The organism is Acinetobacter sp. GSS19, assembly GCF_028621895.1.
Taxonomy (GTDB): domain Bacteria; phylum Pseudomonadota; class Gammaproteobacteria; order Pseudomonadales; family Moraxellaceae; genus Acinetobacter.
The window spans coordinates 910,977-936,330 of sequence record NZ_CP117520.1 but is presented as its reverse complement, the minus strand read 5'-3'; the positions used below and the strand labels follow the sequence as shown (position 1 = coordinate 936,330).

Annotated in this window: 20 protein-coding genes, 1 tRNA gene and 2 pseudogenes; 6 read left to right on the top strand and 17 right to left on the bottom strand. The window is 42.0% G+C overall.

The window, feature by feature from the left end; genetic code table 11:
• Positions 1–3: 3 nt before the first annotated feature.
• The 4 genes from PGW99_RS04490 to PGW99_RS04475 form a co-directional block, all read right to left on the bottom strand.
• On the bottom strand, positions 4–789 hold the full coding sequence (locus PGW99_RS04490; protein ID WP_273778953.1) for a DUF1365 domain-containing protein: 786 nt from the start codon (positions 787–789) through the stop codon (positions 4–6).
• A complete protein-coding gene (locus PGW99_RS04485; RefSeq protein ID WP_273778952.1) occupies positions 782–2,062 on the bottom strand; it encodes an NAD(P)/FAD-dependent oxidoreductase in 1,281 nt (426 codons plus the stop codon). Before PGW99_RS04485 ends, PGW99_RS04490 begins: the two co-directional genes overlap by 8 nt.
• On the bottom strand, positions 2,059–3,042 hold the full coding sequence (locus tag PGW99_RS04480) for an acyl-CoA desaturase (RefSeq protein WP_273778951.1): 984 nt from the start codon (positions 3,040–3,042) through the stop codon (positions 2,059–2,061). Before PGW99_RS04480 ends, PGW99_RS04485 begins: the two co-directional genes overlap by 4 nt.
• Before the next feature lie 1,467 nt (positions 3,043–4,509).
• Positions 4,510–5,643, bottom strand: coding sequence for a KGG domain-containing protein (locus PGW99_RS04475; protein ID WP_273778949.1), 1,134 nt, complete (start codon positions 5,641–5,643; stop codon positions 4,510–4,512).
• 505 nt (positions 5,644–6,148) lie between these two features.
• Here PGW99_RS04475 and PGW99_RS04470 point away from each other — a divergent pair.
• The gene (locus PGW99_RS04470) at positions 6,149–7,027 is read left to right on the top strand and encodes an SDR family oxidoreductase (RefSeq protein WP_273778948.1); all 879 of its coding nucleotides are present in this window, start codon (positions 6,149–6,151) and stop codon (positions 7,025–7,027) included.
• A 28-nt stretch (positions 7,028–7,055) separates the two neighbouring features.
• Entirely contained in the window at positions 7,056–8,033 is a 978-nt protein-coding gene (locus PGW99_RS04465; RefSeq protein ID WP_273778947.1) for a class I SAM-dependent methyltransferase, read from the top strand.
• Between the two features lie 123 nt (positions 8,034–8,156).
• Here the strand turns inward: PGW99_RS04465 and katE are convergent, their stop codons facing one another.
• Positions 8,157–10,247 (bottom strand): catalase HPII, encoded by a 2,091-nt coding sequence (gene katE, locus PGW99_RS04460; RefSeq protein ID WP_273778946.1) that lies wholly within the window; start codon positions 10,245–10,247, stop codon positions 8,157–8,159.
• Between the two features lie 24 nt (positions 10,248–10,271).
• A complete protein-coding gene (locus PGW99_RS04455; protein WP_273778945.1) occupies positions 10,272–11,726 on the bottom strand; it encodes an iron-containing redox enzyme family protein in 1,455 nt (484 codons plus the stop codon).
• A 315-nt stretch (positions 11,727–12,041) separates the two neighbouring features.
• Here PGW99_RS04455 and PGW99_RS04450 point away from each other — a divergent pair, with 315 nt between their 5' ends.
• Positions 12,042–12,515, top strand: a complete 474-nt coding sequence (locus PGW99_RS04450; RefSeq protein ID WP_273778944.1) for a CinA family protein — start codon at positions 12,042–12,044, stop codon at positions 12,513–12,515.
• 103 nt (positions 12,516–12,618) lie between these two features.
• On the opposite strand, the gene PGW99_RS04445 is transcribed toward PGW99_RS04450, so the two are convergent.
• The 3 genes from PGW99_RS04445 to PGW99_RS04435 all read right to left on the bottom strand — a co-directional run bounded on the left by PGW99_RS04445 (position 12,619) and on the right by PGW99_RS04435 (position 13,903).
• Entirely contained in the window at positions 12,619–13,050 is a 432-nt protein-coding gene (locus PGW99_RS04445; protein WP_273778943.1) for a hypothetical protein, read from the bottom strand.
• A gap of 314 nt (positions 13,051–13,364) precedes the next feature.
• Positions 13,365–13,604 carry a TIGR03643 family protein gene (locus PGW99_RS04440; protein ID WP_326518218.1) on the bottom strand — a complete coding sequence of 80 codons (240 nt, stop codon included), beginning with the start codon at positions 13,602–13,604 and terminating at the stop codon, positions 13,365–13,367.
• 222 nt (positions 13,605–13,826) lie between these two features.
• Positions 13,827–13,903: transfer RNA gene (locus PGW99_RS04435), tRNA-Ile, on the bottom strand.
• Positions 13,904–14,064: 161 nt separating this feature from the next.
• Between PGW99_RS04435 and PGW99_RS04430 the strand changes: the two genes are divergently transcribed.
• Positions 14,065–15,318 (top strand): integrase family protein, encoded by a 1,254-nt coding sequence (locus PGW99_RS04430; RefSeq protein WP_273778942.1) that lies wholly within the window; start codon positions 14,065–14,067, stop codon positions 15,316–15,318.
• A 93-nt stretch (positions 15,319–15,411) separates the two neighbouring features.
• Here the strand turns inward: PGW99_RS04430 and tnpC are convergent, their stop codons facing one another.
• The 6 genes and pseudogenes from tnpC to PGW99_RS04400 form a co-directional block, all read right to left on the bottom strand.
• Positions 15,412–17,016, bottom strand: coding sequence for an IS66 family transposase (gene tnpC, locus PGW99_RS04425; RefSeq protein ID WP_273778941.1), 1,605 nt, complete (start codon positions 17,014–17,016; stop codon positions 15,412–15,414).
• Between the two features lie 74 nt (positions 17,017–17,090).
• On the bottom strand, positions 17,091–17,408 hold the full coding sequence (gene tnpB / locus PGW99_RS04420; RefSeq protein ID WP_443098217.1) for an IS66 family insertion sequence element accessory protein TnpB: 318 nt from the start codon (positions 17,406–17,408) through the stop codon (positions 17,091–17,093).
• Between the two features lies 1 nt (position 17,409).
• A pseudogene (locus PGW99_RS04415) lies at positions 17,410–17,796 on the bottom strand (transposase); the annotation flags it as partial.
• A gap of 35 nt (positions 17,797–17,831) precedes the next feature.
• Positions 17,832–18,970, bottom strand: a protein-coding gene (locus PGW99_RS04410; protein ID WP_100223103.1) for an IS3 family transposase whose coding sequence is annotated in 2 segments (ribosomal slippage) — positions 17,832–18,712 and positions 18,712–18,970 — 1,140 coding nt in all. Because the reading frame shifts where the segments join, the coding sequence is not laid out codon by codon here.
• Positions 18,971–19,267: 297 nt separating this feature from the next.
• Entirely contained in the window at positions 19,268–19,891 is a 624-nt protein-coding gene (locus PGW99_RS04405) for a hypothetical protein (protein ID WP_273778938.1), read from the bottom strand.
• A gap of 298 nt (positions 19,892–20,189) precedes the next feature.
• Positions 20,190–21,262 (bottom strand): annotated as a pseudogene (locus PGW99_RS04400) (IS3 family transposase).
• 806 nt (positions 21,263–22,068) lie between these two features.
• Here PGW99_RS04400 and PGW99_RS04395 point away from each other — a divergent pair.
• Positions 22,069–22,629, top strand: a complete 561-nt coding sequence (locus tag PGW99_RS04395; RefSeq protein ID WP_273778937.1) for a 1-acyl-sn-glycerol-3-phosphate acyltransferase — start codon at positions 22,069–22,071, stop codon at positions 22,627–22,629.
• Positions 22,630–22,744: 115 nt separating this feature from the next.
• Positions 22,745–23,494, top strand: a complete 750-nt coding sequence (locus PGW99_RS04390) for a YebC/PmpR family DNA-binding transcriptional regulator (RefSeq protein ID WP_273778936.1) — start codon at positions 22,745–22,747, stop codon at positions 23,492–23,494.
• A gap of 57 nt (positions 23,495–23,551) precedes the next feature.
• Here the strand turns inward: PGW99_RS04390 and PGW99_RS04385 are convergent, their stop codons facing one another.
• Positions 23,552–24,022 carry an Lrp/AsnC family transcriptional regulator gene (locus tag PGW99_RS04385; protein WP_273778935.1) on the bottom strand — a complete coding sequence of 157 codons (471 nt, stop codon included), beginning with the start codon at positions 24,020–24,022 and terminating at the stop codon, positions 23,552–23,554.
• A 417-nt stretch (positions 24,023–24,439) separates the two neighbouring features.
• Positions 24,440–25,204: a glutathione S-transferase family protein gene (locus PGW99_RS04380; protein ID WP_273779429.1), complete on the bottom strand. Its 765-nt coding sequence runs from the start codon at positions 25,202–25,204 to the stop codon at positions 24,440–24,442.
• Positions 25,205–25,354: the final 150 nt, after the last annotated feature.

Genomic DNA, 25,354 nt, shown 5'->3' with positions numbered 1-25,354 from the left:
TGTTTATACATCCTTAATCTTTTTCGGGTGCCGGTAAAACGGAATTTTTTTGCACCACAACCGATACGCATGTAGATAAATCAGGCCAAGCATTTTCAACGGTTGCAGTGCACTTTTCACAGCATAGGCTGCTTGCTGTGAAGGCGTTGTGATGGCATGCAGCACAAAGCGCATGGTGGCATCAAAAATGAGTTTTTCATTCTCAATCAGTTGCATATGAATGCAGGACTGTTCAGGCGAGAAACTAAAGTGCCAGCGATAATGCAGTGTCATGGGCATAAAGGGCGAAACATGAAAGCTTTTGTCAAAATCGAACTGATAGCGTTGATAAGGTGGATGACGCTGTGCTGTCATACGGCAGTCATGCACATAAACCTTGCGCTCATTCCAGGGTGTGTTGGTAATCTCACTCACGATAAATAATAGTTGCTGGCAAGCATCAGCAATAAAATAGAACACCACCGAATTAAAGCGAAATCCCATACTGCGGGGTAAAGTCAGAATCCGGATCAGCGCAGATGCTGGCAGTACATAATTCGCCTGATGCATCAGCACCTTGGCCAGTTTTTCACGTAAATCACCGCTGTAACCCGCTAGAAAGTCTTGTGGATGTAAACTCAACAGATTACATTTCTGGCTAGACCATAGCCAGGATGCTCGGGTTAAGTGATCTAGCTGATCTGGATCAAAGCATAGATAATCTAACGTCGCAGTGAAATCATGTGCTTTAGGCACATAACGTCGATGCCGGATGGTACTTTGTGCAATCGCCAGCGGTGCTTCAAACATGCTCATAAGCCTTCTGGCTCTGGGTCTTTTCACGGGATAAAAGCTGTACAACGCGCTCGGCACTGCGTGCACCATCCTCATGGAAACCCCAGCCCCAATATGCGCCACAGAACAAGGTATTATTTACACCATTGATCTTGTACCATTTTGACTGGGCTTTAATGGCCTGCTGGTCAAACACAGGATGACGATAATGGCGTTCGATCAGAATCTTGTCGGCACGAATCGGCAAGTTCGGATTAAGGGTGGCAAAGACTTGTGGTTTACACTCCAGTTTTTGCAGGTTGTTCATCCAGTAGCTAAAGCCGTAATGAATGTTGTCCTGCTCATCTTGTGTCACATGCACATGCCAGCTCGCCCACTGTGATTTCTGTTTTGGCATGATCGACTGGTCGGTATGAACCACCATGCGGTTGTCCTGATAGCAGAATTGGGATAAAACTTCGATTTCATCTTTAGTCGGATCCGCCAGCAGCTGCAAGGTATCATCGGCATGGCTAGCAAAAATTACCCGGTCATAGTGTTCGGCTTGTTCTGCTGTTCTGACCTCGACGTGTCTCCCCCCGCGCTTTACGCTCAACACTTCAGCATTTTTCCATTGTAAGGTTGGGCATTGAGTTCGGATGGCCTCGATATACTGGGCTGCACCGCCCTGTACCGTAAGCCATTCAGGTCGTTCTTTTAGTTGCAGCATGCGGTGATGCTGAAAAAAACTCACCACAAATTTGTATGGAATACGGCCAATCTGCTCAATCGGACTTGACCAGAGTGCTCCGCACATCGGGTACAAATGCTCCTGCCGGAACACCTCAGAATATCCATGTTCATCCAGATATTCTTCCAGCGTATAGTCCGGTGAGTAATCATCCAGCACGATGTTTTTATTTTGCTCATAAAACCGCAGCAGATCACTCAGCATCAGACGGAAACTTTTTTTCAGTAGATTCTGCGGTCGGGTGACCAATGACCATTTTTTTGAAGGATTGTATTGCAGGCCCGTTACCAGATTATTGACAGAAAAACTCATATTGCTTTTCTGCACGGCTACCCCCAACTGGCTAAGCATCTGGCTAAAGAGCGGATAGTTATATTCATTAAATACGATAAATCCACTATCAACAGCGACCTGTTTTCCACCGAGACAAAATTGATGAGTATCCGTATGGCCGCCGAAATAACTGTTTTTTTCATACAGGGTGACCTCATGCTGTGAGGCCAATTTCCATGCGGCATACATGCCTGAAATACCGGAACCAATGATCGCGATTTTCATGGTGTCTCCTGATCCTGAATATTCTGCTGCTGCAAAGCCAGCGGCGATGTTATTTTTGTGGCATAGACTCGTGCAGGGACAGGTTTCAAGCCCCAGACCAAACCCAGCCAAGACATGAATTTCAACACATAATAGGTGATATCAATTTGCCACCAATAAAAGCCCTGACGGACACTGCCCGCATAAAAGTGATGGTTGTTATGCCAGCCTTCACCAAGGGTAATCAGAGCCAATAACCAATGGTTACGGCTATTATCCTGTGTGGCAAAATCACGCCGACCATAGACATGGGCCAGAGAGTTAATGCACAAGGTTGCATGAATCAACAACACGGTTGAGATCACAAAGCCCCACACCAGCAGCTGCGGACCAGAAGTCCCCAGCTCGGGATAGTGATTTCCCAACCATGCCCCCAGTGCATAAATTGCCAGCGCGGTGAACAGGACAATCGGCAAACTAAAACGATCTAGCCAGACCAGTTCAGGATATTTCAGCCAGTCGCGGATCACCTCTTTACGGGTTGAGAAATTTTGCTCATTTAAAAACCAGCCGACATGGCTGTACCAGAAACCATGCTGTGAGGAATGCGGATCCTGATGCGTATCGGTAAAACGATGATGGTAACGGTGATGGGCAGCCCACCATAACGGCCCACGTTGGGCACTCATCGTCCCAATCAGTAGAAAAATGAATTGCAGCAACCGGGATGTTTGAAATGTTTTATGCGACAGGTAACGATGAAAAAAGGCCGTGATCGCGAACATGCGTATCAGGTAAAATCCCAACATAAACAGTACAGCTGTGCTCGAAATTCCAACCCAAAACACAGCCAGACAAGCAAGATGTAACAGGATAAAAGGCAGAATCCGCATCCATTGTATTTTGCTGTCTTTACTGCCGATTCCCCCAGCAGCGTCTTGTTCCGTATCGTTTGGACAAGCCGACCAGCTATCTACCCATCGCAGAAAAAATTTAAACATGGATTAATCCTGGCAATGATGATTCAGTTTCTAATTTTTGCAATTGTAGGTTTGCTTTAATCAATTTTGTGTGAAGGACAGCATAACTTAAATACTGCGACCTGTTGCACTGATTGAAGAAATATTGTTATTTTTCTTATGATTGTCACAAAATCAAGAGACACAACAAATCTGATGCAGACATTAAATGGTAGACTGAACTGGATCTGTAAATAAGGTAAAAGGAAATTGAAAGTAGTGGAAAGAGAAAGTGCTTAAAGCCTTTCTGAAAACGACACATCAGCGGTATATCGTATAGGATAAGTGTTTAGTTAAAATGCTGAGCACAGATTTAAGGGGTTTATAGTCAACATAGTCGTAAATTTGAACCACCCAAAAACAGCTTCATAAAATCTTCAGTCACTCAATTTAATCTTTTTTTCCACCCTATCATCCCTTTTACCGGAATCTTTCCCTTTTATTCAAATTGCATTTTCTGTTTTTAGTCTTCTGCGCAACATGTAACATTCCGGATATTTTCACAGTCTCTTCACATCAACCCTCCTAATGTGGCTATGCAGCAAGCGATAAATGCAAAGTCCTATAAGCAAACTGAAGTCGAGTAGAACTAAAAATTTTATCTATGAAATTGATAAGAGATACCCTCACACCTTTAGCCTCACTTAGGCAATGCTCTCATCAATCATGAGAGCATTTTTTTAATACTCGATATTGTATACAAAGAACACGAGCCAGCTGAAAAGTATGCGCATCGAGTCAACATCAATTAATTTTCTTAATGAGCACAAGCCAGATAGGCCACCAACAATAAGAAAATTCCAATAGGAATAAAGAAAAGCTCCGAGAGAAAAATTCCAATTGCCGCACAAATCAATCCACTTGCTAAAAACAAAATGCTGAACATTATTTTTAGAATCGTCACGGTTACACCTAGCACATTGTTATTTGCTGATAAGTTATGTGAAAAGTATATTGCTTTGTGTAAGTATTATTGTGGTTACGGTAAGAGGAGATGCTCAACCCAACAGAAAAACAACATGACGTTACAGGCTATAAATTTTTATAACATAATTTATTTAAGTCACGTTGGTGAAATCAAAGAAGAGAAAAAACCATCCAGTGACACGGAATAACAACAAAAAAATATTAAACTTCAATCACAAGAAAGAAATTAAACATCAGTATCTAAAGTCAGAATAATTATCGATCAGTTTAAAAAAACTCTTTTCATTAAAAAAAACAGTCCGGCTAATTCATTTTTTATTTTTACAATACCTCACACAAGTCACCTTAAGTTACATTTCCTCTAAGCTTGAGAAGCTATTGTTTATTTCATTTCATTGAATAGCTGGTTTTTTATCCTCTCCTACATTTTACAGTAAATTTGAATCAAAAAATCTCATTTAAGCCAACCACTTTTTAGTGATATGGCTTAAACGAGACAGGATCAATTAAACGTTAGGTACTTTAGTCACGGGTAAAGCGTCCATATTCATCACGTTTTTGTTGACCGCGGCCACGGCTACCTGAACGGCTGCCACGATCATCATCTTCGTCATCATAACGGCTACGGCCACGACCGCCTGAACGGTTGCCGCCACGGTTGTCATCTTCGTCATCATCATAACGGCTACGGCCACGACCGCCTGAACGGTTGCCGCCGCGGTTGTCATCTTCGTCGTCATCATAACGGCTACGGCCACGACCGCCTGAACGGTTGCCGCCACGGTTATCATCTTCATCATCATAACGGCTACGGCCACGACCGCCTGAACGATTGCCGCCACGGTTATCATCTTCGTCGTCATCATAACGGCTACGGCCACGACCGCTTGAACGGTTACCGCCACGGTTATCATCTTCGTCGTCATCATAACGGCTACGGCCACGACCGCCTGAACGGTTGCCGCCACGGTTGTCATCTTCGTCGTCATCATAACGGCTACGGCCACGACCGCTTGAACGGTTGCCGCCACGGTTATCATCTTCGTCTTCATCATAACGGCTACGGCCACGACCGCCTGAACGATTGCCGCCGCGGTTGTCATCTTCTTCGTCATCATAACGGCTACGGCCACGACCACCTGAACGGTTGCCGCCACGGTTATCATCTTCGTCTTCATCATAACGGCTACGGCCACCTGAACGGTTGCCGCCACGGTTGTCATCTTCGTCGTCATCATAACGGCTACGGCCACGACCGCCTGAACGGTTGCCGCCACGGTTATCATCTTCGTCATCATCATAACGGCTGCGACCACGACCGCCTGAACGGTTGCCGCCACGGTTATCATCTTCGTCGTCATCATAACGGCTGCGACCACCTGAGCGGCCGTTGCGATCATCATTTTTGTGGCTTAAAGCACCGGCTTCACGAGCTTCTTCTGAGGTAAATTCGTGGGCATGACCACTGGCGTGAGCAGCGCGTCCCGCTTCGCGTGCTTCCTCTGAGGTGAATTCATGTGCATGACCACTGGCATGCGCTGCACGTCCACCTTTACTTGCAATTTCACGTACGCGTTCCGGGTCCATGCTAGCGAATCCGCGGTTTGAAGTTCCTGAGTTATTATCATCGTCGTGTCGAGTATTTTGATTAGCCATAATTATATCTTCCTCTATTCAAATTATATTTGCCGTTTAACTCACGACAGAATTCAAGATAAAAGATATAAATGGCTTACCCCATCTCTAGTCTGTATCAATAGTTTTAAATGTATCTATTAACAGCACCCTATAATTAGAACAAGCATCCATTATATAACAATAAACCCTCTCCAAATTTCCAATAACATTCTATGTCAAATTAACGGATTCCATCATTCAGATAAATAAGTTTACCTAAAATAATAAATTACCCTCATCTCAAAATATTCCTATAAAACAATAAAAACACACGACACATCAATAAAAAATTGAATAAAAAATCAAAAATCTCCCCCTCGATCTATACATTTATTTTTCAGAAATACATTTTCATATTATTTCTTACACTATCCTATTAAAAGAATAAAAATAAAACCAATAAAAACCATTTTATAACCCGATATAACAATCAAAGCTTGCATGATTTCTTTATTTATTCAAATCTAGCAGAACGGGCAATTTTATGAGCAATAATGAAAGCCACTATCCTACTTCAGCACCAGCTCAAACCCAAATTCAACAACCGGGTGAACAGGAAAGTATGTATCCTCAGCCCGAAATTATTAAGGAAAATTATCAAGGCAGTCACAAGCTGAAAGGTAAAATTGCTCTGATCAGTGGCGGTGACAGTGGCATTGGACGTTCAGTTGCTGTGCTGTTTGCCCGAGAAGGTGCTGACGTTGCCATTATCTATTTAGAAGAACAGCAGGATGCCGAAATAACGCGGCAGCTGGTTGAGAATGAAGGTCAACGTTGCCTACTGCTTGAAGGAGACTTAAGCCAACCAGAGCTAGCCGCAACGTGCGTGGAACAAACTTTGCAGTGTTTTGGCAAGATTAATATCCTGATTAATAATGCTGGTGTGCAATATCAACAGTCTGATATCGGCGAAATCAGTCATGGACAGTTGGAAAAAACCTTTAAAACCAACTTCTTTTCAATGTTCTATCTTACGCAAAAAGTTTTACCGCATCTACAGGAAGGCGACAGTATTATCAATACCACCAGTATCACCAGCTACCGTGGTCATGATGAACTCATCGATTACGCCAGTACCAAAGGTGCCATCACCACATTTACCCGTAGCCTGTCGACTAATTTACTCAAACAAAAAAAAGGGATTCGAGTAAATGCCGTCGCGCCAGGACCGATCTGGACGCCTTTAATTCCCAGCAGTTTTGATGCGCAAACTGTGGCAGAGTTTGGTACCAGTACCCCAATGGGTCGTATGGGGCAACCGAGTGAAGTAGCACCCGCCTACTTGTTTTTAGCTTGTGATGGAGCCAGCTATATCAGTGGACAAGTCATCCATGTGAATGGAGGTGAAATCATTAATGGCTGATTTTATACAATAAAAATAAGGAAAAATCATGAATCAAAGTGTTCATCCTGAGCTTGCACAGCAACAGCAGGCTCTGCTTTTTTTACTGGATTATTTAAAACAGCACCGTTATCAATTTAGCGTCATTACCCCTCTGTCTCATCAACGCATTGTCAATCGAAAATTGCGTGCGATGCAAACTGCAGTGAGCTTCCAGGACATTTTTGGCTGGAATCTCCCTTTTTATGCAGCTGATTTTCCACCGGAATTATTTCATATATTACAGGCTGCTCAACTCATCCGGCCACAACAGCAGCAATGGGTCAGTACCGTCCGAGTAGCGAGTTTAGGAGAGGAACTGTTTATTCACTCCGCTTTCCCCACCGTAGAGCAAGACGCCGTCTTCTTCGGTCCAGACACTTATCGTTTTAACTATCATTTAACCCAATATCTAAATCAACAACCGCTTTCTCCACACAGGATAGTAGAAATTTGCTGTGGAAGCTCTGCGGCTGCGATTACCCTCGCGAGAAAGTTTCCAGATATTCGGGAAATTTATGCTACGGATATTAATCCGAAAGCATTGTTTTACAGTGATATTAATGCAAAATCAGCGGGAGTAAATCATATACAATTTTTATATAGTGATTTATTTAATCAGCTACAAGGTGAATTTGATTTAATTTTTACCAACCCTCCTTATTTAATCGATCCACAGGAGCGTCAATATCGGCATGGTGGCAACCAATTAGATGGCACTGATTTAGCCTTTAATATTATTAAACAAGGAATGCATAGATTAACATCACATGGCAGCCTGTTTTTATATACAGGTGTTGCAATTCATGAACAAGGAAATAAATTTCTCAATGCACTAAAACAGCTCATGAATCAATATTCCGATTTTCATTATGATTATTCAGAAATAGATTCTGATGTTTTTGGCGAAGAATTAGATCAACCCGGCTATGAACAGATTGAACGAATTGCTCTGGCTTTAGTCAAAATTAAACGTCTTGTTCAATAATATTGATTTATAAACCTTCACCTTTATTGTATGACTTATTTTTAATAGCGGCCTGCATGGGTATTAATATTTTCAATTTTTAAATAAAAAAAGCTCCTAATGGAGCTTTTTTTACTTTGTTTTTTATGCTGGAACCAGAGCAGCTACTGGCTCCCTAGACCAGACACGGTGCTGACGCAGCAGTTGTTTTAATGGCTCAGTCACCTGCATAAAATCAGCTTGGCTAAAGGTGCCTTCGTCTTCATAGAGTCCGAGCTGTTCGAAGAAAGCCGTCCGATTCCCCAAGAACACAATCGGTTTTAAGTGTTTGTACGCCTCGAGCAGATAATGTTTGACCATGCCATCTTGCAGTACTGCATCCAGATTGGCTCCATCCGGTAAAATCACCGCATCATACGCAATCGATGGTTCTGCACTTTGCATGCCGTCAGAAGGCAGTGTCTTGCCCTGTGCATCTTTGACCGGTGCCACACTTGGGGTGAGCAGCTCAATGATAACCCCTTCCTGTGCCGCCCAGGCTTTGACCTGTTCCAGACCATCACTATAGACCTGATCATGCAATAACACGGCAATCTTACGGCCCTTGATATCTTCCGGGATAAAGGCCTGCATCGAAAGTTTGGCCGACTTTTCCACCTGACTTTCTTTAAACTTTTGCTCCAGGTCAATGACTTCTATCCCTAGGTTCTTACCAACCTGCTGTGCCAGATCAGGATCAATATTGGCCAAAATCTGTTGCACCTGACGTTGACGGATTGCAGGATTTTTGACTTTGCTCAGCTCAAAGGTATAGGCTTCCACCACATGCTTTTGTTCATGAGGTGCCAGGCTCTTATAATACAGTCGTGGTTGCGAAAAGTGATCTGAGAAGGATTCACTACGCTGACGAATTTTAGAGCCATCGATACGCTCCTGATAACTTTCAAACCCGCCATTCTGCTCCGCAGGAGGCGTCTCAATCGGCCAGTTATCCCCTGTCGAATTCGGCTGATAGGAAGACTGTCCCTTAAATACCCGCATTTGATGCATACCATCACGCTGGTTGTTATGAAATGGGCAAACCGGCTGGTTAATCGGGATCTGATGGAAATTCGGTCCGCCTAGACGGCTCAGCTGAGTATCGGTATAGGAAAATAATCGCGCCTGTAACAGTGGATCATTAGTAAAATCAATTCCAGGCACAATATGCCCCGGGCAGAATGCGACCTGTTCGACTTCCGAAAAGAAATTATCAACATTACGGTTCAGTACAAAACGGCCCAATGGGGTAATTGGCACCAATTCTTCTGGAATAATTTTAGTGGGATCAAGCAGGTCAAAATCAAAACTCATTTCATCTTCTTCTTCGACAATCTGCACACCCAATTCCCATTCCGGATAAATTCCCTGTTCAATGGCCTGATACAGATCACGGCGGTGAAAATCCGGATCTTTACCGGCCAATTTTTGTGCTTCATCCCAAAGCAAAGACTGTAAGCCCTGTTTCGGTGTCCAGTGGAATTTCACGAAACGCCCTTTCCCTTGAGCATCTACCAAACGGAAAGTATGCACCCCAAAGCCCTGAATCGCGCGTAGCGAACGTGGAATGGCGCGATCGGACATAGCCCAGATCACCGCATGGGCCGACTCGGGTACCAGAGAAACAAAATCCCAAAAGGTATCATGCGCAGATGCACCAGTCGGAATTTCAGTATCCGGTTCTGGCTTCACCGCATGTACAAAGTCTGGGAATTTAATGCCATCTTGGACAAAAAATACCGGCACGTTATTGCCGACCAAATCATAATTGCCCTCTTGAGTATAAAATTTAATCGCAAAACCACGGATATCACGCACGGTATCCGCGGAACCACGCGGCCCTTGCACCGTCGAAAAACGCACAAAAATCGGCGTTTCAATATCAGGATCCGTCAAAAAACCTGCTTTCGTAAAACGTTCATTACCCGGGTATGCCTTAAAATAGCCATGTGCCCCGACCCCGCGGGCGTGCACAATGCGCTCAGGAATACGCTCATGGTCGAAATGGGTAATTTTTTCGCGCAGAATAAAATCTTCGAGTAAGGTTGAACCACGAATGCCAGCTCGCAGGCTATTCTGGTTATCTGCAATCTTGACTCCTTGATTGGTGGTGAGTACCTGATGCGTTGGGTCACTACGCACCTGATCCAATTGCTCATTTTTTTGATTTTGATTGTCTTTATTTTGACTTTTCATTTTATCTTTCATGTCACGACCTTTTTATGGAGAATGAATATTTTGAGGGGTTAAATGAATGGGCTGGTTCGAGATCGGATGATGGATCACATAAGGGAAAAGGCATTCCACGAATTTCTGGGTACTCCACAGACCGATATTTTTGTGATGTAGTCCGGGAGCAAGAAACGGGATCAGCTTGCAAATTTTATGCGCCACGGTATGCGCTTGAGCGATTTTATTTTGTAGGGTTTCCAGCTCGTCATCAGCAAAATAGTCGAACAGATGGGCCTGAATGTGCTGGTCTTGATGCATGATTTTTTTACAGGCCAGATAACTGCTGCCACCGTTATCTCCCGCAATCCAGTCATGGATCATCTGTTGTTCTGCTAGACTAAATACCCCATACATCTTGCCATCGACATGATGGATCAATTGCCAGAAACGGCTTTGTTCCGGATCGGCATTCAATTGGATCCAACGATGTTCAACCAGATGCTCAAGGAATTGTTCTACTTTTTCCGGCTGTGAAAGCCACTGATTCACCGATCGATTGGCGAACTTACATTTATCATTATGGATTAACTGACCCACTCGGGCCTTCCGTTTAAAAATTTTATAAACCCACTGTTGCAGATCAAGATTCTGAATGATCTGTGTTGAGCTGACTCCACGATAATTCAGTACATAGCCTCGTTTTAATCGGTGCAGGAACTGGGCCTGATCGGGATATTTTTCAGAAAAGCATTCAACCGCTTGGATGGACTTATACGCATGGCCGCTGTCGAGATTATCAATGGTGATATGCTGATTAAAATATTTAGAATCGATCCCCAATTCCGCTAGCTCATAATTGGTAATCAATAAATGTAAAGGCAGCTGTTCATAGCCCAAATTGAAGCCGATAATTTCAGGAATAAACTCGGCTGGTGCATATGCTAAAGCCAGCTGAATAGCCGGATGGTGATAGTATTGATCTTCCAGCAGATCTTCAAAATCATCGAGCCCCAAGACACGCAGCAAATCATCATACATGCAGACGTGATTAGCGCTGGTCTGCCCGAGTCCTAACTCTTCTAGATAAATCAGAATCAGGTCATGAAAAGTCGGGGCATTCCAGTATTGCAGTAGACTATACAGCCAAGCACCATCCACTTTCTTTACTGGTGCAATCTTGACCAAGAACTCAAAAGCTTGCCCGATATGGGGAAAATATTCACGCTTAGCTCCGCCACGCCGCCGTTCTAGATAGGCTTGATATTTGACACCCGTTGTTTGATTTTCTGCCTGACACCAGGCGGGAATCTGGCTAATTTCAACAGGAAAAGCCACTAGAGATAAATCAATCTGCTCGAGTTCTTTATTCAGAAAATGTGCTGCGTGTTTTTCTTTTTCATAATCACAAATATTGGGATCTAAAAAAAAACCGACCCACTCATAATAACTGTTTAATTGTCCCTGCAAGAGATTCAATAATCTGTCTTTCACGATTACTGTCATTTCCATTCTCCGAATTAGAAATCTAAAAAACACCTTACGTGAGTGCTTGTTTATTCCTACGTGAATTTTGTGAAATTCAGTAATCCGAAAACCACGATAAGTACAAAAATATGATTAAATACAAAACATTAAGTTTTATAATAAAAATTACAAAATTATTTTTTGAATCAATTTACAAATTAATAAAATCTTTCTTAGCAATATAATTTACACAACCCATTAAAAACACAAATAAACTTCTAAAATTTTCAACAATATAAATCTCTAATGGCTAAAAAATTGATGCTATTAAAAATAGTACTAATAGGAGTGCTTATGTTTAATCGGTGTTGTAAACAACTCTCGCAAAAAAAGATTAAAGTAGCTTTTTTTGAAAGTGCTTCGGCAGGCTATCTCGCTTATCAATTTTCCCTCAGTCCTTTTTCAGGTGACATCCTGATTGGAAGCTTGGTCAGCTACGATTTAACAGTCAAAGAAAATGTCCTAGGGATCTCTTCAGAACTCATTGAGCAATACACTGCTGAATCAATGCAAGTGACGCAAGAGATGATCCATAAAGGAAAAAAGTTTTTCCTCGCTGATTTATATGTGGCTTGTACCGGATTATTAAAAAAAGGTGGCTCTGAAACACATGAAAAACCCGTCGGTACTTTTTTCTATTGCATCTGGTATAAGGATAAAATCTATAATTTTCGCTGTCATTATACCGGCACACCCGAAAAAAAATTAAAAGACCTGCTGAAAGAAATTACAGAAAATATTTCAAAAATCGTCAGCAATCAAAAATAAAAAATGTTCTAAAATACAGAACGGGGTAAATTACACATCTATTCTTTTTATTTTTATAAAATTTCATGAAAGCCTAAATCATCATTTTAGGCTTTCATTTTAATTATTCCATTTTATTTATTTTAAAATACTCAATAATCTCTTCGCCATTATTTACAGGTACTGTGGGGGATGCTGGGTTTTCTTCATTTTCATATGCAGATAAGCTGATCTTCGCTTTTAACGGTGGTAGCTCTTTTTTAGCCCCTACAGTAATTTTTTCAATTGCTCCCGCCAGCCATAAGATAAATTCCTGCGAGTTACGGCTCTTAGGAATCAGGCTCAAATCTAACTTGATATTGGTATCATTAACCGGGTTGACCATCAGCTCGGCAAAATCTATGTAATTGTATAATAATTTGATTTCTGTTCCTTTAATGGCATTTCTTAACTCAATCATCAAATTATTCAGATCTTCGAGGGGATCATCAGTAAACCCTTTCTTTTCTTTCACCGTTTGATAAATTCTCTCAGCTATCTTTAAGCATTGAGGCATCTCAGTTCCTTGTTCTTTTATAGATTTTACTGAAATGCATTCTGTACGATATCACGTAATTTGATGTCGAGGTTTGATAGTAAGTTTGCAACCAAAACAGCCCATGACAACAGTGTGTTAACACTAAAGTGCACAGACCACAACAAAGCGTGCATTTTTTAAACTTTCAAGTCTTTTCTGGACAACCTTCTATTGAACTGCCATACAAACTTTCGGTGAATGGCTAATCTGATCGTTAATGAAGTGGATGACCTGACCACAAACACTGGTTTGAATATAAATACATGATGATTAGATTTAAATTTCCGTCCTGCTCAGTGGCGTTTATATTGACGTGAACAATAAGCACGGCTGACTTCAGGCGCACGTAATTTTAGATGTTTGGTTTTTCGTCCTGCTACACGCTCACGCCATAATTTGAAGCTACTGGGTTTTAAATGATTTCGCATTAAACGAATCACCTTCGACTCATCTAAACCAAACAAACGTTCAATGGCTTCGAAGGGTGTCCGGTCTTCCCATGCCATTTCGATAATACGTGAGGTTTCATCCAAGGAAAATTCGTGAAGATTCTGCAATTCATCACCTGACTAGAATTTATATAAACTTGGACTTTAATGTAATCGATCAGCTAGAGGATTGGCAGAAACTTTTGATGAAAAAATAAGTCTCTTTCTCAATTTCGAGTGAAATAAAGAAATTCCTATATAGGGCTTACATGGATTTTGGCAATAAAAAATCACTTAGGAATTTAATCTCTAAGTGATTGATATATTTGGTGGGCCCAGACAGACTTGAACTGTCGACCAACGGATTATGAGTCCGCTGCTCTAACCGACTGAGCTATAGGCCCTATAAGTTTTAAAACATTGTGTTTTCAATGTCTTAACAACAATGCAATACTAGCTAACACATCTATTTTTTGCAAGTATTTTTTGCAAGTAGACTCATGGTAGACGCTAGAATCTATTGTGCTATATTGCTAAGTGTTGCAAACAATAAGCGATTCTAGCCATGTCGTCATCAAGAGTAAAGCTAACAAAGTCATTTATTGACCAACTTGAATTGGTTCCGGCGATTTATCGTGACAGTGAGCTAATTGGCTTTGCTATCCGTGTGAATGCTTCATATAAAACTTACATCGTTGAGAAGAAGGTTCTAGGCAAAACAGTACGGTCTACCATTGGTCTACATGGCAACCTTACCCTTGTCCAGGCGCGTGAAATCGCCCGTGAAAGGCTGGCTAAGATGTCACAAGGCATCAATCCAAATGAGGAAAAACGAAAAGCCATTGCAGATGAGAAAGCTAAAAGTGACTTATCAAAAAGAAAGCCAACACTTGAAGAAGCGTTCGAGAATTACTTTGAACATAAGAACCTAAAGCCACGTACGCTTTTTGACTATAAGATCGTTCTAAATAACTATCTGGATGACTGGAAGGCTATCAAGCTGGATGAAATATCCAGATCTATGATTCAGCAAAAACATACCGAGCTGTCAAAAAGAAGTATGGCCCAGGCAAATATGGCAATGCGAGTATTCAGAGCTATATATAACTATTCCGTTGAGCATTACTTAGATGAAAACGATAAACCACTTTTAGATGCTCATAACCCGGTTAAAACACTTACTGCAAAAAATGCATGGAATAAAATCAAAAGAAGAAAGAGCTATATCAATGAGGATCAGCTGCCAGACTGGATCAAAGCAGTCTTTGAATATTCGGATCGTGGCCAGAAGAATGAAACCAACAGAGACTTTCTACTCACGTTGATTTTGACCGGATTCCGCCGAGATGAATGTGAATCCATTGCATGGAGCAGCATTGATCTCAAATATGGTCACATTACGTCTATAGATCCAAAGAATGGCGAACCACACACCCTACCTATGGGTGACTTTCTGTTTGAGCTGATGAAGAAACGCAGACGTCAGATCCAAGGTGAATGGGTCTTCCCTTCCGCCAAGTCTACTGCTGGCCATATCGTGAATATCTCAAAAGTAAGAAATAAGATTAATGAATCATGCGGGATACACTTCACCTTTCATGATTTGAGAAGGACATTTGGCTCTATTGCGGAAAATCTAGATTATGGGCGCTACACAATCAAACGGTTACTCAACCATAAAGAAGATGATGACCGTGATGTGACTGCTGGTTACATTCAAGTGAGTGATAAAAAACTACGTGAAGCGATGAATGCCATTGAAGATATTGTGCTTGGTGGCTATAAAGCCAAATACATAAAAGAAATGAGAAAATTTTAAATTTAGGATTCTTTTGTGAAATTTTCTGGACTATAAGGATATGTAGGTTGGTTGAGATAAGCGTAAGCGTCCGCTGAACCCCATAGCTATTTTTTAATTCGGTTCAGGTTTCCAGCGGTGTGGTAGTAATTCTTCTATTTGGGTCACTTTGTGTGTCGGCAGCCTTTTCAGCACATCACTTAAATAGGTATACGGATCCAGCCCATTCAGTTTTGCTGACTGGATTAAAGTCATGATATTCGCCGCTCGCTGACCACTGCGCAGTGAGCCAGCAAACAACCAGTTCTTACGGCCCAAGGCCCAGGGACGCATCTGGTTTTCTACCCAGTTATTGTCAATCGGTAGATTGCCATCATCCAGATAGCGGCTTAAGGCTGGCCAACGCTTCAGAGTGTAATTGATGGCCTTGGCGGTGGCAGAACTCGATGGCACCATCAGATGATGTTGGTTGAGCCATTCATATAGTTGTTGCATCACAGGTTGACTATGCTGTTGCCGGTATTCGCGGCGGTGTTCCGCTGTACCATCGGTCTTTTTTCTGAGTTCTGCTTCTATAGCATAGAGTTTTTGAATCAGCACTAAGATCTGTTCAGCGACCTGACTTTTCCCGGTCACATGCAGTTCATGGAATTTACGACGTGCATGTGCCATGCAGCCCACCTCAATGACCTGGCCTGATCTAAAGCGTGCTTTATAACCACTGTAATCATCACAGACCAGATGACCCTGCCAGCCTTTCAGGAAGTCTTCAGCATGCTGACCAGAACGGCTATCCTGAAAGTCATAGATCACCGCCTGAACTGGATTGTACTGTGTGGTGGCATAGGCCCAGACATAACCTTTCTTCGGTTTTTTCTTATCATCACCCATCTGCATGATGGTGACCGGTGTTTCATCTGCATGCATCACCTGCTGTTGCAGCACCACCTGTTTTAAGGCATTGGCCAGAGGCTCCAGTTCCACACCACAGCGGCCAATCCAGTCAGATAACGTGGATCTGGACAGATCAACACCTGCGCGTAGAAAGATCAGGCGCTGGCGATAAAGAGGTAAATGATCAGCGTATTTGGAAACCAGCACATGGCTGAGCAATTCAGGTGTAGCGATTCCTTTATCAATGACATACGCAGGCATCGCTTGCTGAGTCAGGGTGTCACACTGATCACAGACCCATTTGCCACGTACATGCTGTTCCTTATAGAACTGTGCCGGTCTGAAATTCAGTTTTTCACTGATATCTTCGCCGATACGACGTAACTGGCAGCCACAACTGCATTGCGTTGATGCCGGTTCATGCTCGATACGGAGGGTTGGCAGGTGATCCGGTAGCGGTCGACGTTTAGGTTTGTTTACTGTGGCTTTCTGTGTCGCTGCATCAGTTTTATCTGCATTTAGCCGTTCCAATTCTAAATCGACTGCTGCGATATCTTCTTCAACCGCCTCATCCCACAGATGAATCTGTTTTGCTGTGAGATGTTCGTTTTTACTGCCGAATTTGTGCTTTTTAAACAGCGCCAGTTCATGCTCGTACTTTTGAGTGAGAATGGAAAGATGTTGAACTTTGGCATCCAATTGTTGGTTTGATTTTTCTAATTCTTGATTTGATTGTGCCAGAGACTGATGCTGCATCGCCAACTGCCGGGTGAATTCCAGCAGTTGTTCATGGGTCAGTTGGCTTAAATCGGGCAGCGTATTCATGACCGTAGTATGCCTGAGGTCATGAGAAGAATGAAATAGAACGTTTGGAGAATGGCAGAATGCACTGGCCTGATTTAGAGCATAGTGACCACCTGCTGCAGTCCAATGCGCTGCCAGGGCAAACCCTGGATCAGTGCCTGTAACTGTTCCGGGCTGAGGGCCATGGTTTCACCCTGATGAACCTGCACCCAGTGAAATTTACCTTGTTCCAGCCGCCGGGCACACAGCCAGATACCTAATCCATCATGTACCAGCACTTTCATACGATGGCCACGTTTATTACAGAACAGGTAGGCGCAATGCGGTTTGATCGAGCCAAAGGCTCTCAGCACCTGAGTCATGGCAGTATCCATCCCCGCACGCATGTCCATGGGTTGGGTAGAGAGCCAGATTTCATCGATGCGGATCTGTTGCCAATGCCTTGAGTAATTCTGCCAAGGCGGGCATTTCTGATGCCTGCCATTTTAACTGGATCGCGTTATTGGTATGAGGCACAGTGATGTGCAGTGTGATCATCACATCAATAGGTTGACTGATCGCAGCTGTATAAGGCAAAGCAATAAATGCTGGCTTAACATGAGCAGGATCCTGCACGACACCATCATGATGACTGAAGATTCTAATCCAACGACTGACGAGGTTAGCATTAAGACCATGCTTCAGTGCGACCGAGGCGATCGAGGTATTAGGGTCTTTGCAGGCATTTACAATGCTGAGTTTGAATTCTTTGCTGTATTTTCTGCGTTTTTTAGCAACGGGAGGTGCTGCAGAATATAGATCTGGACTGCTCCCAGTATCCTAGACATGAGACCGCCTCATTTTGAAGCTGTCTCAAATGCTTCTGGGCTCATCCCATCGAGATGCGAATGACGCCTGATTCGATTGTAAAACATCTCGATATAATCAAACACATCCGCACGGGCCATTTCTCGTGTTTTATAGATCCTCTTTTTAATTCTTTCCTTCTTTAAACTACTAAAAAAGGATTCAGCAACAGCATTGTCCCAACAGTTTCCACGACGACTCATACTCGGAACTAAATTATGCTTTTGACAGAATTTCTGCCAGTCTCCGCTACTGTATTGTGAGCCTTGGTCTGAGTGTATGATCACAGGTTCATTGGGTCTGCGTCGCCATACCGCCATTAAAAGTGCATCCAAAACGATATCCTTGGCAAGCGTAGGTTTCATTGACCAACCGATGACTTTCCTTGAATATAAATCGAGAACCACAGCCAGATATAACCAGCCTTGCCAAGTACGGATGTAGGTAATATCAGTCACCCAGGAAGTATCAGGGGTGCTCACAGCGAACTCTCGATTTAAGTGATTTGGTGGCACAATCGGAGGACGGCCACAACCATAACTTTTATGCTTTTTATATCCTCGAACAGCGGCAATGCCATTGTTCTTCATGATCTTCAGCACACGATTGGGGCCACAGCTTTCACCTAGCTCTTTAAGATCCAGCGTGATGCGACGATAACCATAGATGCCATAACTGGCATCATAAGAAGAGCGGATCAGTTGTAATAACCGTTTGTCTTCAATTGTTCTGCCTGATTCGGGTTCATGTAGCCAGGCGTAATAGCCAGCACGAGCAATCTTAAGAACCCGACACATCGTTTTAATCTTAAATTGATGGCTGTACTCAAGGATAAACTGATACTTTACTCGGGCAGGCTTGCAAAGTACCTTGCGGCCTTTTTTAAGATATCTCGCTCTTCTTCAGTTTGCTTAAGCTGACTTTTAAGACGAAGGATCTCTTTCTTTGCTTCGAGTAGTTCATGTTCATCAGGGTTGTTGCGTAAAGGCTGTACGGCCTTTAGCCATTTATAAATGCTGTGCTGTGATACACCTAAACGTTCAGCCACATCAGTGACAGAATATCCACGTTCGGTAATCAATTTAACAGCTTCATCTTTAAATTCTGGGGTGTATCGTTGTCCACTCATAATGTTCTCTCCTATGCAAAAAGAATAGACGAAATTTGTCTAGGAGAGTGGTGGCAGTCCATATCTAACTAAAAGGTGTCTACAAAATCGGTGGCTATTCAATCCATGCTCATAGACTAAGTCCCCACTTGTTTTTAAGTGGGAACCAAATTAAGGCTTATAGGGTAGCTTGGTAAGATGAGTTAGCCGGACGCTTACAGATAAGCTATTAAAATTACTGAATATAACTTTACCAAATTGAATTTCAAAAAATTAAAAAGCCTCACGTTTGTGAAGCTTTTTAAAAGTATTAAATGATTAAATTGGGTCTACAAGTTTTGCACAATTTGGCCCATCATTCGGATAAGTAAAACCACCAAAGTACACGATACTATAGCCTGTAGGACATCCGCCTGGTTGAACATTTGGTTCAATACCATCAGGTCGTTCTAGGGTGTTGATTTCAGCATAAGGTTTTAAGGCTTTATTCTTGAAAGAATAATCAGTACCAAAACGATAGAAGTCACCTTGGCCAGCTACAGTTGCAAGGAAGTCTTTATTTGTGAATGAATACCCAACACCATAATTACCCATAAAATTACGTTTACCAGCCACATATGCTAAACGTACACCATCCAGTTTTAAACCTTGGTTGTATTTAACACGGACATTAAAATCACCACCTTGTACCGTGTCGCTTGACTCAACATGAAGTGAACGAAAGCCTAACAAGAAATCAGGTTTTAAGCCTTGTTTGTTACCCCATGTCCATACTAATCCAGCATAAGCATTACTATCAGTATGTGAAGTTTCTTTAGATGAAGCAGGAATCTCAGGTTGAATATCATAACCACTGAAAGGATCAGTAAGTTGAGCAAAACTAGTTGCGCTCATAAATCCAACTAATGCGCCAAGTAGCGTTGTGCTTAATTTCTTGTACATGTGTAATTAACCAACCATGGTAGATGAAAGACTCGTTTGCAAAAAAAATCACAATTTTTTACAAATTTATGAATTTTGTCACATTATCAATATTACTAACAATAATTCAACAAAAATTACGCATTCTTTGGCCACAGAGTTATAAATCAACTCAGCAGGAAGAGATTTATATCAACAATGTTTCTTTGATCTTTATGGTTATTACTATAGTTAATTTCTTTAAAAACTCAGTCCTTAGACCTCTACGATGTCAATATTAGGTAATCCTCCCATAAATAATCGAAGTTAAAAGTAGAGGTTAAGCAGCCAATAGAGGTGGCTTTCCTTTGTTTGCTTGGTGTGGTCTTTCATGGTTGTAATGCCACAGCCAACTCGTTGCATAATCTTGCACTTCTTCCAGTGTGTCAAATAGATGCTTGCTTAGCCAGCTATAGCGTATAGTCCTATTATAACGTTCAATATACGCATTCTGCTGTGGCTTACCTGGTTGAATATATTCAATACGAATACCTTGTTCAGTTGCACAGCGTACAAATTCATGACTGATAAACTCCGGGCCATTGTCACACCGAATAACTAATGGCTTTTCTCTCCATTCCAATAACTGATTCAGTGTACGAATAACCCGAATTGTGGGCAATGAGAATCCTGCTTCAATCGCTAAACCTTCTCGACGGTAATCATCAATCACATTCAACAATCGGAACTTGCGACCATCGATCAGCTGGTCATGCATAAAATCCAGTGACCAGACCTAATTTGCCCGAATTGGCTCTTTGAGTGGTTCTGGTACGTGTCGTTTTAACCTTCTTCTTGGCTTAATGCGCAGATTCAGTGCTAATTCACAGTAAATACGATAAACACGCTTATGATTCCAAACATGGTTTTCAACATGACGTAGATAAGAGGAACACAGACCAAAGCCCCAATCTGTATTTTCTTCAGTAAGTTCGATGAGCTGTTCTGCAATTAATGCATTGTCATCTCTGAGTTTAGCCTGATAACGGTAGCAGGTTACTGATACTAAACGCATTGCAAGCCAAACGAATACTAATGGCATGTTGAGCGACTGCCTGTTGAGCCATCTGACGTCGACAAGATGGCTTCACCACTTTTTTGCCATCGCTTCCTGAATGATCTCTGCTTTTAATCGCTCTTCCGTATACATCTTTTTAAGTCTGGTATTTTCGGCTTCCGGTCTTTGAGTCGAGCCATCAATGAGGTATCCATACCCCAATATTTGGCACGCCATTTATAAAACGTGGCATTACTCATACCGTCTTCACGGCAAAGGGTCGCTACAGGTATGCAATATTCTGCCTGCTTCAAGATAGATATGATCTGACTGTCAGTAAATTTAGATGTTTTCATGCAGAATCTCCTGCTTGTATCTTAAGAGAAAATTCTACTTTTAGATCCTTTTATTTTTCGGGGAATTACCTACTTTACTCCCCCTTCCTGAGATGGATATTTCTTCGGCAAATTTAAAAATCTTTCATAGAAATTATGCAGGTTAAAACAGGACAGAATCGCAAAAAACAGCTAAATAATGTACAAATTATTGCTCTAACCAAGCCTTATTTATTTTTTTTACCTATATATTGATTTTTCATACAAATAAGCCCGGTTAAAAACCGGGCATTTAAGCACTTAATTTCTATCATAGTGACATACTTTGAACGACCAAAAACAATAAAGAGATGAATGTCAGTTTAAAGGTAAATTATGCGATAAATTAACGCTGTTTGCGGTTCTCAAGCTGAAACTCGATGAAAGACCATAGTAAAACAAGCATTAAGATCATCATTGCAACTGAAGATACCGTGATGTATGTCATGCTAACTGCCCCTCTATCCTCTACAACTTAAGTGTGAAAAGAAAATGATGAACCAAAAGTTCTAGACGAAAGTCTAATGCCATATTCGGATAATGAATAGTCATAGGAGAAAAAATATTAATACAAAATAAATATGAATAAATTTTATCCACTACACTTTTTTACTTTTATATAAAAAAACACTCAATGCTGAGTATTCACAGCTTCTATAGGCTGTGTTTGGGACACTTGGGATGATTAGTTTGCATATCTATCCTCTATGCATCAAGAGGCTTGACAGAAGCGGTCAACAAGCAGAAATTACTCGCTCATTTTTTCTATGTCTTGATTTATGTTACCTATGAAAAAATTTATCGGCGCTGCGGCTTTTAAACTTGCCGGCTGGCAATATGATGTCGATCCCAACATTCTGGAAGATAAACAGGTCATTGTCGGCTTTGAACATACCTCAATGATGGACGGCGTACTCTCCCTCGCTTTGTTCCAAATGTATGACATTAAAATTCACACGCTGATTAAAAAAGAACTGTTTAAAGGTCCAATGAAGCCCATCTTAGATGCGATTGGTGGCATTCCCGTGGATCGTCACAACAAACAGAATATCGTAGGGCAAATGGTTGAGCTTTTTCAGAAGCATAAGAAATTTAGTCTGGTGATTGCCCCAGAAGCTACCCGTGCTAAACAGGGTGAAGCGCGTAAACCGATTCGCACCGGGTTCTGGCATATTGCCAAAGCCGCCAATGTGCCGATCATTTTGATGTATGCCAATAGCAAGACCAAGCAGGGCGGAATTTTCGGTAAACTCTATCCGAGTGAAATCCATCATGATTTGGCAGAAATGAAACGCTTATATAAAGAGCATACAGGTCTGGATATCACGATCCCTGAACCGCAAAATTAATCGATTTTCATGGCATATTTTAAAAATGAAGTACTTTCTTCAAAAAAAGTGCTTATGGTAGAATCTGCGCAATTCGATCTGGCAGTCAGGCCTATCTAACAGGAGCATATTTCGCATGGCGGGTCATTCCAAATGGGCGAACACAAAGCATCGTAAAGCAAAACAAGATGCGAGCCGCGCTAAAATATTCACAAAATTCATCCGTGAATTAGTTACAGCTGCACGACTAGGCGGTGGTGATGTTGCCTCTAACCCACGTTTACGTGCCGTAGTCGAAAAAGCATTGGCTGCCAACATGACACGTGACACTGTGAACCGTGCGATTGCACGTGGTGTAGGTGGTGAAGACAATGATGACTTAAAAGAAGTCACTTATGAAGGTTATGGTGTTGGTGGTGTTGCGGTTATTGTTGAAACAATGACGGATAACTTAAACCGTACTGTTCCTGATGTTCGTCACTGCTTCTCTAAAACTGATGGTAACTTGGGTACCAACGGTTCGGTTTCCTTCTTGTTTACCAAACGTGGTGAGATTAGCTTCGAAGATGTTTCTTTAGAAGATCAAATCATGGATGTTGCGTTAGAAGCGGGTGCTGAAGACATCGAAGTCGATGAAGATGGGATTCTGGTCATTACCACCCCAGAAGCATTTGGTGAAGTACAAGATGCCTTAGCTGCAGCAGGTTTAAAATCTGACAATGCTGAAGTGGTGATGAGTCCTTCGACTAAAGCTGAAATCACGGATATCGAACAAGCGAAAAAAATCATGAAAATGATTGATATGCTTGAAGATCTGGATGACGTACAAAACGTCTATACCAACGTTGAATTCTCTGATGAGGTTTTGGCTCAACTTGATGCCTAATCCACACGTTTTCAGTAAAAAACGCACTCAATTGAGTGCGTTTTTTATAGGTATTGTTTAAAGTTTATGTAGCATTTTATAGCAGTTAAACACGTCATATTTTTTAATCACGAAGCTCGAATGCAAAGCTGCGACGTTATCCAGTTTACCGATACGGCGTAGTAAGATTTCACTATAGCTGTCCATATTCTCTGCCACCAGTTCCACAATAAAATCAGCACTTTGTCCAGTGACCAAAAAGGCATTGATTACTTCAGGAATATCTTCAATTTCCGCCAGAAACTTGTCAAAAGTTTCACTGTCATGTTTGCTCAACGACACTTGTAGCAAAATATGTAAATTAAATCCCAGCTTGGCAAAATTAATCTGATGTTTTGCAGGACTCATCATTTGGCTATCAATCAGGTTCTTGATGCGACGATGCACCGAGCTTACCGAGAGATTAATACGCTCTGACAGCTCATTTAAATTGACATCTTCATGGGACAAAATTTCAAGAATCTGTTTATCAAAACGGTCCAGTTGCATTCGAGGCTCCATTGATTATTATTTTTTAAAGCATGGATCTGAAGGCAGTTTGGGAAAGGATATTCCGGGTCAAGGGAAAACGCTCGGTTTACTTCACGCCCTACGGTTATGGATCAGCCGTAGATTTACAAATTCACTTCTGGATCCTTTGCTCACGAAGCCGAACCGCCATCTTGTGGACCTAAGCTAGTCCTCTTCTCCCAAAGAGCCTAACTGTACGGTTCGATCCCTCTTACACCCTACTGTCTAAAGTACCAGCATCTGCTCTGAATTATTTCCCTAAAATTCCAAAAAACCAAGCATGAAATGAAATTTTTTATCTATTTTACAAATAAATTTAGAAATATATTCATCTTAAAAGAAGTGTACCAACAAAAAATCCCGGCTTACCGGGATCAAAATGCGATACAGGTTGTTTTAAACTCCACGCCAGTCAACACGGGCATTGCGTTCAGTCTGGTAAATACGCTGTACATATTGACCTAAAGGCAAACTCAGCAAATGCTCTTTAAATGCTTGGGCTGGTAATGAGCAGCTTTCGCCCTGCTCTTTTTCCCACGGTGTTCCTGCAAGTTCCAGAATTGGAGCCAACATTGCACACACCGCGATATCCGCCAGTCCAAAGCGATCCCCAACCAGATAGCGACCATGGTTGGCAATCAGAACCTGATTGAGTTGCTGGATCAATTCATCCATACGCTGTTTGGACTGATCAACACTAGGCTCATCCAAACGGTAGCTTTTTGAAATCCAGCTTTTTAATAAAGGCTTGGAAAATTTTTCCAACTGGCGCAAATAGCCTTTTTCCCCCAAAATAATTTCCAAGGGTTCATCACTTTCAGACAAGCTATGCGCCAGAGTCCAGCGTCGCACATGTGAACCCAATTCATTGGCCAATTGGTTCATCGCCAGCCCCTGTTCTCGTAATTTCGGATCAGCACGCAACAAGGCATGTTCCGGATAAGTTTGATCCAGATACAAGGCTATTTCAGTCGAGTCTGCGATATAACGTTCGCCATCTTTTAAAATGGGCAATTTGTTCTGGCCAGTTTTCAATTGAGCAAAGGCACGATGCAAACCGGGCACCAGATTTTGTGCCACGTAATCCAGCTCTTTATGATCGAGCAACCAGCGAGCTTTCTCACAAAAGTGAGACAAGGGAAACTGGTACAACACACGCATAATCGCTCCAGAGAATTCGGTCAGGCCAAGAAGATCGTAATGATCGGATAGCGATACTGTAGTCATCCCCCTAGGTAAATACAATGTGATTTTCACTCAAAAATCATGCAATTTAGATTCGTTTTGATCCGCTGATTTTTAACTTTTATC

Coding starts and splice junctions, on each gene's coding strand:
- PGW99_RS04405 (WP_273778938.1), bottom strand. CDS start 19,891: ATGTACAAGAAATTAAGCACAACGCTACTTGGCGCATTAGTTGGATTT.
- PGW99_RS04480 (WP_273778951.1), bottom strand. CDS start 3,042: ATGTTTAAATTTTTTCTGCGATGGGTAGATAGCTGGTCGGCTTGTCCA.
- PGW99_RS04490 (WP_273778953.1), bottom strand. CDS start 789: ATGTTTGAAGCACCGCTGGCGATTGCACAAAGTACCATCCGGCATCGA.
- PGW99_RS04445 (WP_273778943.1), bottom strand. CDS start 13,050: ATGCCTCAATGCTTAAAGATAGCTGAGAGAATTTATCAAACGGTGAAA.
- PGW99_RS04470 (WP_273778948.1), top strand. CDS start 6,149: ATGAGCAATAATGAAAGCCACTATCCTACTTCAGCACCAGCTCAAACC.
- PGW99_RS04485 (WP_273778952.1), bottom strand. CDS start 2,062: ATGAAAATCGCGATCATTGGTTCCGGTATTTCAGGCATGTATGCCGCA.
- PGW99_RS04475 (WP_273778949.1), bottom strand. CDS start 5,643: ATGGCTAATCAAAATACTCGACACGACGATGATAATAACTCAGGAACT.
- katE (WP_273778946.1), bottom strand. CDS start 10,247: ATGAAAAGTCAAAATAAAGACAATCAAAATCAAAAAAATGAGCAATTG.
- PGW99_RS04385 (WP_273778935.1), bottom strand. CDS start 24,022: ATGCAACTGGACCGTTTTGATAAACAGATTCTTGAAATTTTGTCCCAT.
- PGW99_RS04380 (WP_273779429.1), bottom strand. CDS start 25,204: ATGCGTGTGTTGTACCAGTTTCCCTTGTCTCACTTTTGTGAGAAAGCT.
- PGW99_RS04395 (WP_273778937.1), top strand. CDS start 22,069: ATGAAAAAATTTATCGGCGCTGCGGCTTTTAAACTTGCCGGCTGGCAA.
- PGW99_RS04465 (WP_273778947.1), top strand. CDS start 7,056: ATGAATCAAAGTGTTCATCCTGAGCTTGCACAGCAACAGCAGGCTCTG.
- PGW99_RS04455 (WP_273778945.1), bottom strand. CDS start 11,726: ATGACAGTAATCGTGAAAGACAGATTATTGAATCTCTTGCAGGGACAA.
- tnpC (WP_273778941.1), bottom strand. CDS start 17,016: ATGAATACGCTGCCCGATTTAAGCCAACTGACCCATGAACAACTGCTG.
- PGW99_RS04450 (WP_273778944.1), top strand. CDS start 12,042: ATGTTTAATCGGTGTTGTAAACAACTCTCGCAAAAAAAGATTAAAGTA.
- PGW99_RS04430 (WP_273778942.1), top strand. CDS start 14,065: ATGTCGTCATCAAGAGTAAAGCTAACAAAGTCATTTATTGACCAACTT.
- PGW99_RS04390 (WP_273778936.1), top strand. CDS start 22,745: ATGGCGGGTCATTCCAAATGGGCGAACACAAAGCATCGTAAAGCAAAA.